The organism is Winogradskyella sp., assembly GCF_965228925.1.
In the GTDB taxonomy this organism is placed as follows: domain Bacteria; phylum Bacteroidota; class Bacteroidia; order Flavobacteriales; family Flavobacteriaceae; genus Winogradskyella.
Genome location: NZ_OZ245845.1, coordinates 3,094,991 through 3,110,968 on the forward strand (window position 1 = coordinate 3,094,991; position 15,978 = coordinate 3,110,968).

Consider the following 15,978-nt stretch of genomic DNA (forward strand, 5'->3'; position numbering starts at 1 on the left):
ATGAGAGATAAAGCCATTAAGGACAGAAATTTTGAGACGGTGTCTGTACACTCGGGTACTGATATTAAAGACCATTTTGGCGCACTATCTGTTCCCATTTATAATGCCTCAACTTATGCTTTTGAAAATGCCGAAAAGGGATCAGCAATACATGAAGGGGAGATTAAGGGATATTTCTACAGTCGAATTAACAATCCGACGCAAGAGGCACTAGAATTGGCTTTGGCAGCACTAGAGCAAGGAGAGTCAGCGATTACTTTTTCATCTGGGATGGCAGCAATATCCAATTGTTTACTGACCCTTTTAAAAAGAGATGATCATATCATTGCACCTCAATCGATATACGCCTCTACGAGTTCTCTTTTTGGCTTTTTAGAGGCAAAATTTGGTATTAAGACAACCTTTGTAGATGCCACAGAATCTTCTCAATATCAAAAGCATATAACAAATCGCACTAAAGTTCTGTATTTAGAATCTCCAGCTAACCCTACACTTAAGCTTACGGATATAAAAGCTGCAGTAAAAATTGCGAAGGCATTTAAACTAAAAACAGTAATGGATAACACGTTTGCAACACCCTTTAATCAACACCCTATAGCTATGGGTGTTGATGCCGTGATACACAGCTTAACGAAATACATAGGTGGTCATGCAGATATATTGGCAGGTGCTCTAATAAGTTCAAAAGAACTCGTAGAACAATGCCGATGGAATACCAATAAGTATCTAGGTGGGGTAATTGCACCCCACACGGCTTGGTTAGCGCATCGCGGTATTAAAACATTTGCTCTCCGTATGGAAAAACACAATTCCAATGCACTAAAGGTGGCTCAATTTTTAGAGAATCACTCAAAAGTAAGTAAAGTGCATTACCCTGGTTTGCCATCTCATCCGCAATACCATTTGGCCAAAGAACAAATGAAAGGTTATGGAGGCATGATTGCATTTGAAGTTAATGGAATTGAATCAGGGAGAACACTTGTTAATAATCTAGATTTAATAACACTAGCCGTATCCTTGGGCGATGTATCATCAATTATTCAGCATTCGGCATCTATGACTCATGCTTCAGTACCTGAGAATTTAAGGAAAAAAGCAGGTATAAATGACGGTCTGCTAAGGCTCTCCGTGGGTATCGAACGTGTAGAGGACATTATAAACGATTTAAGACAAGCCTTAAAACTAATTTGAATGAAAGACTCAAAGATTATATGGATTAAAGCTAAGATAAGACTTTCTGCAGTAGCGATATTGTTTGCAATGTTGCTTGGGTATTCAGCCCAAAATAATAGATCGGAAACTGTATTGGAGCCTACTTTTTATGAGCTATCCTATCATATAGATGTCAAAAAGGAACTCCTTTCTGGGAGTGCCACAATAACCATAAAGAATAATTCGGAAAAGTCAATTACCGAAATCCCATTTTTACTATATAAACTATTCGAGGTCACTGGTGTAGAGTTGTCCGATGTTTCAATAGATTATAAACAAGAAGTTAAGCCATTTGATGACTGGAATAAATTTAGAGCAAATGCAATCACTATAAAATTGCCAAATGCTCTGGATCAAAAGCAATCGATTTCCATTAGAGTTTATTATAAAGGAACCTTAAAGGGATATGAAGAAGCAGGCTTACATTACCTAAAAGATAATATCAATCCGAGCTTTATAATTTTGCGCCCAGATTGCTTGACATACCCAATTATTGGAGCGCCAAATATTTCGAGCCTAAGGCATATAAATACGCAAAAATTCAATTATAGAGTAAGCATAGATGTCCCCAAAGAATTACATGTTGTTTGTGGTGGTAAGCTTGTAAAACAAAACACAGAGAATGAGTCAAAGCTTTTTTTATATGAAAGTCATGAACCAGATTGGAGGATAGATATAACAATTGCGAAATATAAAATTTACACTTCTAAAGGTGTTACTACCTATGCTTTTGATGAGGATCTTGAAAAGGCAAAATTAGTTCACAAGGCTATGGAAGATTGCATGGATTTATTGACGTCTTGGTGGGGGGACGTAGTTATTAAAGATAATTTTAAACTCATCCAAATCCCTGAGGGTTATGGCTCACAAGCGGGTTTAAACTATATACTTCAAACCTCTGCTGCTTTTGACGATAAAAGACAATTGAAAGAAGTGTATCATGAGATATCTCATTTATGGGATGTCAAAAATATCGAAAAGTTTCCATCGCGGTGGAATGAAGGCTTAGCAATGTATTCACAGTTTAAGGTAGCCGAAGTATTGGATAAAGACATAGTGGAGGAAGACATAAACAAAATTTTAGTCAGTCTGTATGATGATACTATTGTTAAGGAAGTGGCATTCAAAGATTATGGGTATAAGAATGTAACTGTTTATTCATACAAGGTTGGACTCCTATTTTTTTGGGGACTCAATGAGTTATTAGGTAATGATGAGTTCAACGCACTTATGAAAGCGTTTAGAGTACAATATTCAAATACTGGCGCGACTGCAGAGGACTTTATAGCATACGTTAAGAAAAACACACTCAAATCTAACATAGGTCAATTTATTCAAGATTGGTATTACACCACTGACTGTTGTTTAAACCTAAATCAATATAAAACTATAACAGATATAGTTAATAAATATAAAATTTAGGTATTCAATATGAGCTTGGAAACACAAATTACAGGATTGATAGAAGGTATAGGCCAATCACCAGAGATGCTTCATGAGTTGATAACTTCAATTCCAGAGTCCAGATTGAAACAAAAATTAATACCGAATAAATGGTCCATACATGAGCATGTTTGCCACCTTGCCATGTCCGAAGAAATGATCATACGACGTTTTAGGGGTTTTAAGGATAGGCCTAATCCACAGTTTCAATCTTACCAACCAAATGATCGGTCAGATTACGATGAATTAATGCATTTAGACATGTGGAATTATCTCGATCGCTATAAGGACATTAGGCATCAAACAATCGAACTAATAAAAAACTTTGATGCAAGGATTTGGCGAAAAGAGGCCACTCATGAGGAGTATATAGCTTATAGCGCTTTTATTTTTTTGAGGCATGTGCTAATGCACGATTTTTTTCACATGTATCGTATTGAAGAGTTGGCACTTACAAAAGAGACCCATTTAAAATCTGAGTAGATGCAAACAAAGATAGATAAAGGGATACTTCTTGATACGATAAGACCTCTATATGTTCTTGAAGGAAAATGGACCGGTTATGGCAAAGGCAATTATCCCACCTTAAATGAATTTTCATATAAAGAGGAAACCTGTTTTGAGACTGTAGCAAATGAGCCTTATATATTAATGACGCAAAAAACGTGGCTCAAAGGTAGAGGCCAAAGCGAATTTATCCATATAGAAACTGGTATAATATCGGCAGTTGATATGGGAGTTTTAAGATTTTATACCTGCCATATGAATGGGCGTATAGAAATTATGACTGGTAAATATTTAGGGCTTACAAAAGAGAGCATCGCGTTTGTAAGTGACTTGGTTAAGAATGAGATTAATTTGAAACAGGCATTGTCCTCAAGCAGAGTATTCAAGTTTAACCCAAATGTTTTTGAATATGAGTTGTGTCTATCAACCATAGATGTTATAAAAAAGACAAAGCACGCAAGTGCCAGGCTTTTAAAGGCTTTTTAAACCATAAATATGTAATGATATGAAAGAAACAATAACAATTTGCTTACTTGTTGCTATTATTGGAATGTCCAGTTTCAGAAGAAAACAAGTAAATATACATCCATTAGAACCAGCAAAAAATCATTACGCTTCTCTTAAGAAATTGAGTGATGGCAAAAATCTAGAAAGAGCAGAATTAGATGAAGTTGCGTTTCCTGCATCAGATTACAGTAGTGGAACATTAATATATACGTTAATGGCACCACATTATTTGACTATCGAACAGGCGGAAGAACTTAAGACCAGTATGCAATATCCAGCCAATAGCTCGGATCAAACCAAAGCAGAATTGGAATATTTGCTTGAATGGGAAAAAAAGCGAAGTAAGGAACAAACGGATAGAGCGGTCAATGTACTAGCAAGAATCGGCTATTGGCCCCATATAGATATCTTGGCAACACATCATAGATATAATGAAAACTTAGACCATCTACTTTACGAGGGAAGGACAGTCATGGGGAAACATGTAACCGCAAAGAATTATCCAGCTACAACCCACTTGCTGCGAGGCGTAACAAAGGACATGCGTCTTATGGAATTTAAAGTCAAATATCATCTACTTAGGCCAAGACCTTATCATTTAGAATCCAAGTTGAATCCACTTGCAAGAATTTCGTCACCATCATTTGCAAGTGGGCATACGCTTTGGGCCTACATACAAGCGTTTACTTGGAGTGAATTAATACCACAGAAAAGGAAATCTTTTTTGGATGTAGCCTATGAAGTAGGAGAGTCAAGAGAGATAATGGGAATCCACTATCCGAGTGATGAAGAGGCGGCCAGAGTCTTGGCACATAAAATGCTGGTAGCAATGTGTAGTAACCCTCAATTTATAAGAGATTTAGACGCTGCCAAAAAGGAATGGAAATGATGAGTAGGACGGTAACGTAAAAATTTTGGACAGTATAAGTCTTAGTTGGAATTCAAGAAAAAATCAATATACACAACAATGTTAGTATAACGAAATACTATTGGGTTAAGGAAAGTGAAGAACTTATGGACATATAATAATTTGGGATAAAGCGTATATCAATAGTCATGTAAAAAGGGGTATTAATTTATAAAATCACACTCCTTTTCAAATATTGATGTCGGTTTTTTACAATCCATAAGCTATTTTGGATTCTAGTTTTAATAATCATTTTTAGTCATTAGATAGATAATCTATAAATAAAAATACAATCATGAGAAAAATTGCATTGGTATTAATCGTATTCATATCACATTATACATGTGGTTCACAAAACAATGACATTCTAGGGATTCTATACGATCAGGTGGAAGCATTTAATAATCAGGATATCGACAAGCTGGTTGAAAATGTTTCAGAAGACTATAAATACTATTATGTGACCTCCAATCAATTAATAAAAGAGGTTGAAGGTAAGGAGAACTTTAAGAAAAGTATGCAATCGTATTTTGGCTCTGGCATTAAGGTTACTTCAGAAATCAAAAGCTATGTCATTGAAGGGAATCGCATTAGCTTTAGGGAAGAGGTGAGTTATCTTAACAAAGACAATAAAAGAGTTTATGCTTCTTCATTAGGAGTATATCAGATTATTGGTGGCAAAATTACAAGGTCTTGGTACTTTATGGATTAAGGACATTAAAAGCAGATATTAAACACTTAATGTGAACAAAAACCATAGCTATCATGATATTTAAGACTAGTTTATTGAAACCGCAAATAATTTTTAGCCTGACCGTTTTATGTTTGATTTGTTTTAACTGTCGCGCTCAAGACCAACAGCTTATAAATACACAACTCCCAGAATTAACAACGGATGAGATGTTAGAAGATTTTGACAGTTTTCTTAATACGGTCAAGAATTATAGTCCTCAAACACCCGTACGAAAAGCTGTGACTGGCATAGATCCTTTAGAAGAACTGTATAAAATGCAATCAAAGATTCCCAATATAAAATCTACTGAAGCATTCGCCAATTTAATTCTTTCAGCCATAACCGTACTCCAAGATGGGCATTCGAGCTTGTTATGGCCTAGAGGCTATTCTTCGGAAGAATTAAAAGAACTGGGTTTCTCAGATATTACAATAGAATTATTTCCATTATACTACGAGCTAAGACGATCTAAAGGCATACAGAAGAAGTTTAATTTAAAGCTGAAGTACCTCGATGGTCAATATTACAATATTATGAGTTTTGTTCATAATGGTGTTCATTACGACTCCGGACTCAGACTTGTTGCAATAAATGACCAACATGCTCAAGACTTCATTGGGGCGCTTTACCCATACAAATATCGGATGCGATGGGATTATTCAAACAAGAGGTATTATTCAGAGAATTTTTACAGAGCGCTGAATTTTGAACCTGAGCAAAGATTAAAATTAAAATTTGTCAATAAAAACAAAGAAGTTTTTATGGGGGAATTTAAGCAGAATGAAGCCATTGCGTACGGAGAGAACCAAGATAGTGATGTTTCAAGAAGAGAGAAGAAAGTTGAATACTTCGAGGAGGAGCAGATTTTATATATACGCATTCCTAAAATGAACTTGGATCATATAGATTTTTATCCTGAAGAAATAAGGGCAAAAGCTTCCGGAAAGCCTCTAAAGAAAGTAATTATTGATATTCGTGATAATACTGGAGGAACAGATAATGTTTGGGTTAAAGTTCTGTCATCCATTATAAATAAACCCATTGATTTTGAGTTACTTCTATTAGCGGTCCCATCGGAAGAAATGAAGAATAGGTATCCTGAAGATTCTCCAAATTGGAAATCGTATAAGGCGACATTCTTAGACGACTATGAGTATGCGGTTTTTGCATCAGGCGATAGAAAAATAGAGCCCGATTCTACGTCCTTAAACTTTAAAGGCAAGATTTATATACTTCAAAATGAAAACATCTACTCTTCATCAGGTGCCTTAGCTGCAATAGGGATGCTAGCCGAGAATATTTATACAGTGGGGCAAAATACAGGACAATTACTTGGACGCGGTATCAACCCATTTGTTTTTGAGTTGCCAAATTCTAAAATCTTATACCGTATAGAACCGGTAATTGATTTTCAAAATGTAGAAAATGCTCTGGATGTTTATCACGACAATGTAGAGATACCTGTTGAATTAAATATTGATCAGTATCTCAAAAGAATTAACCATCGAGGAGATATATACGGGAGAGATTTTTTGTTTAATCACGACCCTGTTTTTATGAGGGTGTTACAAGACTAGACCAATACAATTTTATAATGGTCTTTTTTACTATCGTTGCTACTAAGTTCGGCAATAAGTTTCTTTTTGAGGAAGATAAGGCTGATTAAAAAATATGTGTGAATAAGTAAATCATTTCTTTATATTCAACATTAAAACAATGCAATGAGAAAGTTCTACTTACAAGATGATTCTCTGTACTAGAGTTTATTATTACTGAGATTTGTCCTTACTTATATATTTTGATTTAAATTGTCCTGAATTTGTATTTTCTTTTGATTAGACTAGTTGAAATAGACTTTTTCTCTTTATATCAGGAAATAATACTCATAATTTCACAACACGATTATTCCAACTAAAATAGATGATATATGCTTAATTTTATGTTTTGAGAATAGGCTTTGAATAAAATAATACATAACACTTTTTTTAAGAACTTACGAAGTAAGATTCCCATACTCATATTCAGTATTGTTATTTTATTGATTATTGCATTTGAAACGTTGCAGGAGCATTATCATTTAACCTATTTAAAACAATTTGGGATCATTGACGAGGATCGTGCGGAATTCCTACAATTATTAAAAGGACAACTTAGAAGGTGGTTAATATGGCTGGTACTTTTAATAGTATTAATTAAATACATAAAAAAAGAGGTTTCTAAATATGAACTGACTATTCATGATTACTTAAGGTATTTTGGTGTTATTTTAGCTTTTGTTTTTTTAAATATTTTTTTCATATCCTTTCTTGAACTTATTTTATCAAATTATTTGTTGACATGGACTAATTTATTTGAAGAATTTTTGCCGTACTTCATTTTTAGGAAAGGCTTAATTTTCTTGCTTTCTTATGTGATTTCATTTCTCATTCTATTTTATTATTACCAAAATTTAGATATCAAACTCAAAATAGAGGAAATATCTAATTTAAAGGGAGTCAACAAGGCGTTGACTGAAAAACTCGAGGTTAATAAAAAAGAGCTGCTAAAAGTTATTCATATTAAGGTTGGCAATTCCAAGAAAATAATACCGATTTCAGAAATTTTCTGGATTGAGGCCGATGATTATTGTGTTATAGTTCATACCGAAGAAAACTCATTTACAGCAAGACATCCTCTAAAAGCTTTTGAGGAAGAATTAGACGCTCCATTTATTAGGGTCCATAGAAGAGCCATTGTTAATATGAGTCGGGTTAAAGAAGTTAATTTTTCTTCTCAACCCGTGCTCATTCTAAAGAACAATGCCACAGTGCATATTTCGCAACGAAAGCTGAAAATTGTCAAAAGTTTTTACCATCAGTACAAATCTTATTAATATCGTTTAATGCATAGCACAACGCTTACTGCAAAAACAAAAACGCTGACTGCTTCTTAACACTTATTAACAGAAACGATGAATGTATTGTTTTTGAGTTGAAATATATTTCATAGCAAATTCAATATTAAAGTTAAAAGATTTATAGATGAGAATTAAAAATTCAATACTGATACAATTAAGCTTTATATGTCTTTTGAATTCGTCCATGGCCATTTCTCAAAAAAGTTCAGAAAGCGCATTAATTGATCAACAGGTGTGGAAGCCTTTTATTGAGAGCTATTCGACTTTTGACCATGAAGCCTTTAACGATATTCATAGCGATCAATTGATTCGAATTAATAGTAAAGAATTAAGAGACGCTGAGGCTTATAAAGCACAAAATACTAATTGGTTTAAAAGAGCAAAAAAAGAAGGTTATAAACAAAGTATACGATTCAATTTTGAGAAGAGGATTGTAACGGCTGATATGGCATTCGAAACTGGGTATTATAAAATTGTAATTACAAAACCAGATGGGAAAGTGTCAGACTATTTCGCGAGATTTCATGTGATGCTTAAAAAAGAGAATGGCAGGTGGAAAATTGTGCAGGATTGGGATAGTAGTACAATTAATGGCGAAAAAGTAACACAAGAAGACTTTTTAAAGGCCTCAGGAAAAGTCGACTAATCTAAAAAAGCAGTCCAAAAAGATAAATTAAAAGCTCTATGGGCTACTACCTTTTATATTTATAAGTCTTAGGTAAGTATTCATAAAGCTTTACAAAAGACCGATCTTTAAATTGGGAAATCATCATAAAATCATTGATCAATTATGAAACTAAAAATATTCGTAACAGTTCTTCTTCTATTTGTAATTGTTGAGGTTTACACTCAAGAAATAGATTTTATTGAGGTTAATTTAGATAGTATTTCAGGTAGTCAGGTAAGAGGATTGTTCCAAGATTCTAAAAACCAAGTTTGGTTGGGTATTAGGGAAAAAGGGATTTATCGCATAAATAACAACAGAATTTTTAAGCTACAGCTTAATAATCCAGATGCGCTTACCAGCTTTATTTCAGCTGTCGAAGACAAGGATAAGATTTGGTTTAGCGCAAGAGGCGTTATGCATGTTAAAGATAGTTCTGTTACAGTTGTTGAGAACCCAAGAGAAGTAAAAAGTACAGTGGTATTCTCAATATCCACGCATAAGGATAAGTTGTACTTTTCGGGGAATAGGGGTGTTGATATATTTGAAAATGGGAGATGGTTACATATAAATGAAGCTAATGGATTAAAACATCAGGTTGTTCATGATACAGCCGTAGATAATGATGGCAATATTTGGTTTGCTACAAGAAAGGGGGGACTTAATATGTTGGATAAAGGAGGAAAGTGGCACTACTTTTTGCCAAACCAAAATTGTAGAAAATTTTTAAAAACGTCATCGGGTGATATTTGGATAGGTACTTCAAAGGGCGCAGTACTTTTACATCCTAGCACTAGAGAAACTTTAGAATATTATAAAGATACTGCAGTTTTACCGCAATTTGAGGCTAAGGACGGAACCGTTTATTTCTCATCCGAAACATCTGGGATACATGCGTTTTCACCCGGTGAAAATGTTTGGAAGTCGTTTTCTACAGAAAACAGTAATCTGGATGACAATACGGTTTATGTCGCAATTCAAACTAATGATGGTAAAATTTGGATAGGGCAAAGTCAAGGGTTTCAAGTACTAAACGCCTTAAGTAACGACTAATGGATAAATCACTTTTTATTGCGCGATATAGGCTCAATGAGCATTACAAGAATTTAGAGAATTGGGATGAAAAAGTACAAGACTATCTTGAGCAGCATGCCAAATATTTGAACACATTGGGACAGGAGGGAAGTCTCATTTTTGCTGGTAGGACACTATTAGGAGTTGATGATGCTAATCTTTTTGGAATCTCAGTATTTAAATATAGTTCTAAGGAAGAGCTATATAAAATTCTTAAGAAAGATCCGGTAATCCTATACAACATACAAAGTGTAGAGGTATTTCCCTTTTCAATGGGGATTCAATTTTTTAAGAATTGGGCTACTTACTGAGGTAATCCGCAGGATTGTCAATGGCGATTAAATCAAATTTTTCTTCGCCTAAATAAGACTTTAGGTCTACAAAAAGGTTTTTATCCGACTTGTGGTTTCTTACCACATAGAAATCGGTTCCAAATAGTATTTTCTTTCTAAGGGCTTTATTTTGGACAGATTCTTTAATTAACGGGTAAACAGATGCTTTACTCAAAATATAACTCAGGTCGGCATATACATTTTGATATTGTAGCAGCATGCTACTGATTATCGAATACCAATCGGCGTCCATCCATATATTATTGACCTTGCCCCAAGAAAATTCATTTGTGGTATTCTGTCGAATTAAGTTGATTCCAAAGTCAGGGCGTTGCATCAATTCCTGACTGTAATTATTTCGATCACTTTCCATATACCTAATCCATTCGTCTTCACCGCCATAATGGGCTAAACAGATTTTTAAATTCTTTAATGCCTCTAAATCACCGTTCTCTTCTTGTCCTTTTTCACATCTAAATGCTTTAAGCGCTCCACTTCCTGCGTCTTTTACCGCTTTTAGTGCACCCAATAATAGGTCAGGTTCTAATAGGCACAAATAGTTTAATGGATGCGTAAAATTTCTTTGGAAATCATAATTTTTTGATTCAGGTAAAAATTTTGGAGAATTCCCATCATTCTCTTTAAAAACAGGGTGGTAGTGCCAATTACTTTTTATAGTGCCGCGGTAATAGATTCTACCCATAATACAATGCGTCATAATTGGGATGTTGTTTTCAGCTGCATAGCGCCAAATGGGTAATAGATATTCGTCAAAACAGTGATAGCCAAGAGCAGGGTAAATTTTAAAACCACAAAAACCTTTATCTTCAATGACCGTTTTTACATAACAATCATCCAAAACCATTTTCGGGTTCTCTAAATCCCCATTCCAAGACCACTTAAAGAAGTCTTTATCATCCTTGACTCTTCTAGGATCTATAAACAGAAAAGGATAGTATTTCTTCCTTCCATCAGCAGTTTTTGAAGATTGGTAAAATTTGTCTATCTCGATTATTTGATATTTATAACTGTCCTTAAATTTAAAATTGAGCTTAAACTTATAGTTCCAATTGGGAAATGACTCGGTATATGTCAAGTTCTTGGCCAAATCATCATTGGTATAATTATTCTTTGCGATTTTCTTCTGCCTTCGGTTTGGAAAGGTTCTTCCAGCTTTCATAAAGCGCATATCCATTGGCAAAATGACCAGCCCAGAATCAGCAGGCAATTGTCTAATAGCGCGACCCGCAATACGGCTTTGGGTTTTGTAGGTTGTAGCAAATCTTCCGAGAAGATAATAACGCTCAATAACATCTAAAGCACCAGAACTTAAAGCACTCTTGAGGACAGGAAATATGGCATTCCATACAAAGAGCAAAAATCGTCGAGATGATTTTATAAAGATCAGTAGCGTCAGAATAAATAGTAGTTTTTGATTTGTGGAGAGATTAAAGTCAAAGCCAGTAGCGGTCAACCATGATCTTATTAAACTCAATTTTTGTGCTATCCATCCCTCTTTATCCATCTTCAACAATTCACCAAATAAATCAATAGAATAAAAAATGGCTATGGCACAAAGGAAATAGATAAAGATTTTTATTGGTATTCTTAAAAGGTATTGACCAAACAACCAACCTTGAAATTTTTTTAATGCATTTCTAAATCCGTTGTATAATTTTCCATACCATGTATCTTTAGCGGCCCTATAAACGATGTCATAATCAAAGAAATTCTTAATGTCAAAATACCATTTTACTAGGGTTACAAAAAATTGGGTGTGTATGAGGTAGTATATGGGCCAAGGTAGCATCGTCTTTGTTAAGAACGGCGGCACAAAATTTCCTGTAAAGACGTGGGCATGCGTATTAAAAATCGGTTTTTTAGACATAATACTATTGGTTTGTTAGTTACATGGATTATTCAAATGTTTTAACCAGGGTTAATGAGCTCTGTTCAGGATAAGCGTATCGCTTTTTATAACCTCAATTTTTTTAAGGCAATTAGTTTTTAACAGTATATTCCACAAACATTTTCTTGATCTCTAGATGACTCTTGAATTTTTTCCATTCGTTTATACTCAAGGAATTTGGTCGTTTTTCTAGGATTTTCTCTGCTGGGTGGTTTTTATCTGCAGAGAAAATGACTCGCCCTTTTGCCTTATCCATTAGTCGATCCAGTAGGGGCTTATAAGGAATACCATTATAAGAATCTTGTTTTTCAGGGATTAAAGCCACAAGCTCATCATGACTCATCATTTCCAAACCCAGTTCCTTTAAGGTGGCATTATGGCTTAAATGATGCGATGCCTTATAAAGTACCGTATTTCTGAAAATATCTTGTATTTTGATGTCTTTGCTATCGCCGTTCTTACCCTGAATCGTCCAGGTTAAGTCGTGCCAACTGAGCCAGCTTCCAACTTGGGCATCACCTGGGAATAGTAATGTTTTCTTAGAATCGATAAACTCAATAGCAATAGCAAGACTTGTGTTGTTTGTATCGTTGTCCATTTGTAATGCGAGAGCACCACTAATACCCAGCCAATCATGATCAATATTTCTCCATGCTTCCTCCGGATCAAAATAAGTTGAATTTAGAAACTTCCTGTTTTTGGCCTCTTTCTCAGGAATGGATTTTTTATAATGCTCAAAAGGTCGTCCACTATCCATATTAGAAAATTGATCATCATTTAATGATAAAACACCATTGACAAATCCGGCCATTGCGGTCATTCCAGGATGATAATACACCTCTTTCTTTTGACCGGATGATGGGTTCTCTTTATTTAGTAAGCGACTTTTTGGAGGTCCTAAAACATAAATCCGAATCCCAGGAAGTAAATCATTCAGTATCACTTCGCCAGGATCAAAATATTCAACACTCGATTTTCCGGCATCTATGCGTTTTTTCACATGATTAAGAGCCCTTTCAGAAGATTTAGATATTCTATATTTGTCTTTGAACTTAATACCGCTTTGGGTCACATTATCCATTTGTATAGGCCCATATAAATTAACCACCTCATTGAATTGCTCGATGAAGTTTTTTCTATTCTTATAAATGTCTTCGCCCTTATAAAGCATATCAAAATGTCCAGATTCCTTATCTCCTTGAAGTTTTTCCGTAAACATTGAATTTGCTATTCCAAGCGCAGTAATGGTATCTTTCAAATTTTTATTTATCTGAACAGCCTCTGGATCCTTTGGGTTCTCTGTCCACCCTAACCAAATCTTATCTATTTGTATATCCTCGAACAAATCTCCTCCTTTTGGATCAAATCCTGCGACATGATCCCAATGCTCATGGGTAATAATGAGGAAGTCTAATCTCGGTTTCCCTTCAGTTGTTTTTGGGAGTAAGGTCTTGATGTTATTGACGACACTTTTCAAAGATACGCCTTCGACTTTGTCATTCCACTTTATGCCACAGTCTATGAGCATCGAACAGACTTTTTCATCCGTATTGAAGTATTGCAGCAAAAAGCAATCTCCAAAACCGTGTCTGTACATTCTAACTTTAATTGAATCTATCATAGGTTTTCGTGTTGATCTGAAAATGAATGCATAAAGGCGAACGGACCACAAAATGAACTTAGCGCATCTTCATCAAAATAGGTTGACACCCCAACTCCTTTAGTCGTTTGATATCTAAATTGTTGCTCTATTCGATCTTTATCATCAATCGCTTTCTTAATAGCGTATTTTAATTTTCTATGGTTAAGGTCAAAAATCAATGTGCAACCTCCTCTGAAAACAAAACCATTGTCCGGTGGCTCTTCATCTGGGTGGAAGTAATCTGCAATCTGAAAATGGTCATTAACTATTTGGCCAATAACCCCTCTTCTTTGTTGAAGTGTAATAATAACATGATTGGCCACTTTTCCCATAGGACTTACTCGATTGGCCAACCATATTTTATCGACGGCATATACGGCATGATTATAACGACTCGAAAACTTAATACCCAATTTTTTGGCATCAGTTAGTGTATCAGGAAATAGAATTCCGGTTAATTCAGAAAATCGATCTTTAGTTTCGCCTTGGAGAAACTTACGTGTTATGGTTGAATATAAACCTCCACTACCAATAAATTTTTTAGAAAGCTTGTAGATATCTCCTCGGTCGGTGACATAGCTCAACTCTTGTTGGAACGACTTTAATAAATCGACAAACATGGCTTCAAGATTATCTCCAGCTCCCATATCAGGATAGTCCTCATAGGCTAAAACCTCTTCCGACATGCTCTTTAAACCACTAGGAAATATCCCTCTTTTCTGAAATGCTTCTATGAATGCGACTCTATAGTTTCTATCATCCTTGGGCACTAAATCACGGTCTGCAGTAATAATAGCTCTTAGATAATCTCCAAAGGTAATGTCTAATGGCGGACAAAAATCCAAAGCTCTGATACATATTCTAAGTACATGGCCAGCTATTTGGGATGCCTTTTTAGAGAGATCATGTACCAGATCGGGATGCAGCTCTCCATCCGAAAGCACTCCCGAACCACCAGTTGCAATCCGCATAATTCTTCGCGTTTGTGCATGATAAATATTGACAAATGCTTCAAATACTGCAGATACCAAAATTGAACCTCTCTTATGAAATCCAAATGTATTCGCATATTGCTCAGGTGTGGCTTCTTGCAATCGCCATCCATCTTTATCTTTCTGACCAATAGCATCTCTTAAACTACCATAATGGCCTACAGCCTGACCGAATTCCTGAGCCAACTGACCGAGAAGATTTTCAGAACTGAGGTTGCCTCTGGTCTTGGCAATCTGATGTTCCAATACCTCGGGGAAAGTGAAATGCTGGAAAAGAGCTACCAAATCAGCAAAAGCTTCATGGAAGGCTCTTGTATCAGGATGCGTTGGCTCTATATATCGGCTATGCAGTCCGTCTAATATGGCATGGGTGGTCTCGTGTGCAATAATATCATGACTTAAACAGGTAAACACGATACTTCCCGGCAGTTGTAAGCTCGCATTAGCAGGGGTCGCAGGAAAATATCCAAAAAGTAAGGACTTTTTTATGGAATCGTAATAGGCATTAGGTTGTCTCAAGGCATGTGGATATACCCTTAAACGACCAACAAATTCACTTTCGGTTCTAACTTTATTATTAGCATCCTTTACACGATACAACCTTTCAGACCATTGGATCTTTCTACCTAGGGCTTTCTCAAAATTCTTAATGGTGGTCATAATGATGGCATAAACCATTTGCTGATGGAACTGAGGATTACTTACATCAGGATTTAAACCATTTTCTGCCAAGATTAACGGATCATTGAGATCAATAGGCGGGTAGAACAATTCGCTTGCCGGATCATAATCAATGATTTCGATATATTCTCCAAGAGGATAAGAAATCTCCCTGGAGTTGTTTTTGATATCAAAATGTTTACTAGTAGCCAGATCCTCCCATTCGATTTCATAGATTATGGTGTTAAGCCCAACAGTATCCATTTGAATGCTTAAACTAGGATCAAAGGCATAACCCCTTAATTTTCTGGTTGATGGATTTTCTGATGATTTCCTTACTTTAAAAGATAATCGAACAGACATATATTTGGTTTTAATAATTATCGCCTAACAATACCGGATTTTGTTCTCTTAGATACTAATGTCATAAAAGAGAAATTTCCTCTATTCTCAGCACTTTGTTACACTATATTTTTTCTAATATTAGTATTTGGGCAACC

Annotated in this window: 14 protein-coding genes; 11 read left to right on the plus strand and 3 right to left on the minus strand. The window is 35.2% G+C overall.

Translation table 11 applies throughout. From position 1 onward, the window contains the following. The 11 genes from ACO052_RS12900 to ACO052_RS12950 all read left to right on the plus strand — a co-directional run bounded on the left by ACO052_RS12900 (position 1) and on the right by ACO052_RS12950 (position 10,254). Positions 1-1,191: a trans-sulfuration enzyme family protein gene (locus ACO052_RS12900; RefSeq protein ID WP_422104190.1), complete on the plus strand. Its 1,191-nt coding sequence runs from the start codon at positions 1-3 to the stop codon at positions 1,189-1,191. Beyond that, a complete protein-coding gene (locus ACO052_RS12905; protein ID WP_422104191.1) occupies positions 1,192-2,634 on the plus strand; it encodes a hypothetical protein in 1,443 nt (480 codons plus the stop codon). Between the two features lie 9 nt (positions 2,635-2,643). Next, the gene (locus tag ACO052_RS12910; RefSeq protein WP_422104192.1) at positions 2,644-3,138 is read left to right on the plus strand and encodes a DinB family protein; all 495 of its coding nucleotides are present in this window, start codon (positions 2,644-2,646) and stop codon (positions 3,136-3,138) included. Then, positions 3,139-3,648 carry an FABP family protein gene (locus ACO052_RS12915; protein WP_422104193.1) on the plus strand — a complete coding sequence of 170 codons (510 nt, stop codon included), beginning with the start codon at positions 3,139-3,141 and terminating at the stop codon, positions 3,646-3,648. A 64-nt stretch (positions 3,649-3,712) separates the two neighbouring features. Next, on the plus strand, positions 3,713-4,558 hold the full coding sequence (locus tag ACO052_RS12920; protein ID WP_422104194.1) for a phosphatase PAP2 family protein: 846 nt from the start codon (positions 3,713-3,715) through the stop codon (positions 4,556-4,558). 313 nt (positions 4,559-4,871) lie between these two features. Beyond that, positions 4,872-5,288, plus strand: a complete 417-nt coding sequence (locus ACO052_RS12925; protein WP_422104195.1) for a nuclear transport factor 2 family protein — start codon at positions 4,872-4,874, stop codon at positions 5,286-5,288. A 53-nt stretch (positions 5,289-5,341) separates the two neighbouring features. Next, positions 5,342-6,886, plus strand: a complete 1,545-nt coding sequence (locus ACO052_RS12930) for a S41 family peptidase (RefSeq protein WP_422104196.1) — start codon at positions 5,342-5,344, stop codon at positions 6,884-6,886. 461 nt (positions 6,887-7,347) lie between these two features. Then, positions 7,348-8,181, plus strand: a complete 834-nt coding sequence (locus ACO052_RS12935; RefSeq protein ID WP_422104197.1) for a LytR/AlgR family response regulator transcription factor — start codon at positions 7,348-7,350, stop codon at positions 8,179-8,181. 148 nt (positions 8,182-8,329) lie between these two features. Further along, entirely contained in the window at positions 8,330-8,851 is a 522-nt protein-coding gene (locus tag ACO052_RS12940; protein WP_422104198.1) for a YybH family protein, read from the plus strand. A 144-nt stretch (positions 8,852-8,995) separates the two neighbouring features. Beyond that, positions 8,996-9,922, plus strand: coding sequence for a ligand-binding sensor domain-containing protein (locus tag ACO052_RS12945; protein ID WP_422104199.1), 927 nt, complete (start codon positions 8,996-8,998; stop codon positions 9,920-9,922). Further along, positions 9,922-10,254 carry a YciI family protein gene (locus tag ACO052_RS12950; RefSeq protein ID WP_422104200.1) on the plus strand — a complete coding sequence of 111 codons (333 nt, stop codon included), beginning with the start codon at positions 9,922-9,924 and terminating at the stop codon, positions 10,252-10,254. Before ACO052_RS12945 ends, ACO052_RS12950 begins: the two co-directional genes overlap by 1 nt. Here the strand turns inward: ACO052_RS12950 and ACO052_RS12955 are convergent. The 3 genes from ACO052_RS12955 to ACO052_RS12965 all read right to left on the minus strand — a co-directional run bounded on the left by ACO052_RS12955 (position 10,244) and on the right by ACO052_RS12965 (position 15,841). After that, positions 10,244-12,163 carry a hypothetical protein gene (locus ACO052_RS12955; protein WP_422104201.1) on the minus strand — a complete coding sequence of 640 codons (1,920 nt, stop codon included), beginning with the start codon at positions 12,161-12,163 and terminating at the stop codon, positions 10,244-10,246. The two genes, ACO052_RS12950 and ACO052_RS12955, sit on opposite strands and share 11 nt — an antisense overlap. Positions 12,164-12,275: 112 nt before the next feature. Beyond that, the gene (locus ACO052_RS12960; RefSeq protein WP_422104202.1) at positions 12,276-13,805 is read right to left on the minus strand and encodes an MBL fold metallo-hydrolase; all 1,530 of its coding nucleotides are present in this window, start codon (positions 13,803-13,805) and stop codon (positions 12,276-12,278) included. Further along, positions 13,802-15,841, minus strand: coding sequence for a hypothetical protein (locus ACO052_RS12965; protein ID WP_422104203.1), 2,040 nt, complete (start codon positions 15,839-15,841; stop codon positions 13,802-13,804). The genes ACO052_RS12960 and ACO052_RS12965 overlap by 4 nt, the downstream gene beginning before the upstream one ends. Positions 15,842-15,978 lie beyond the last annotated feature (137 nt).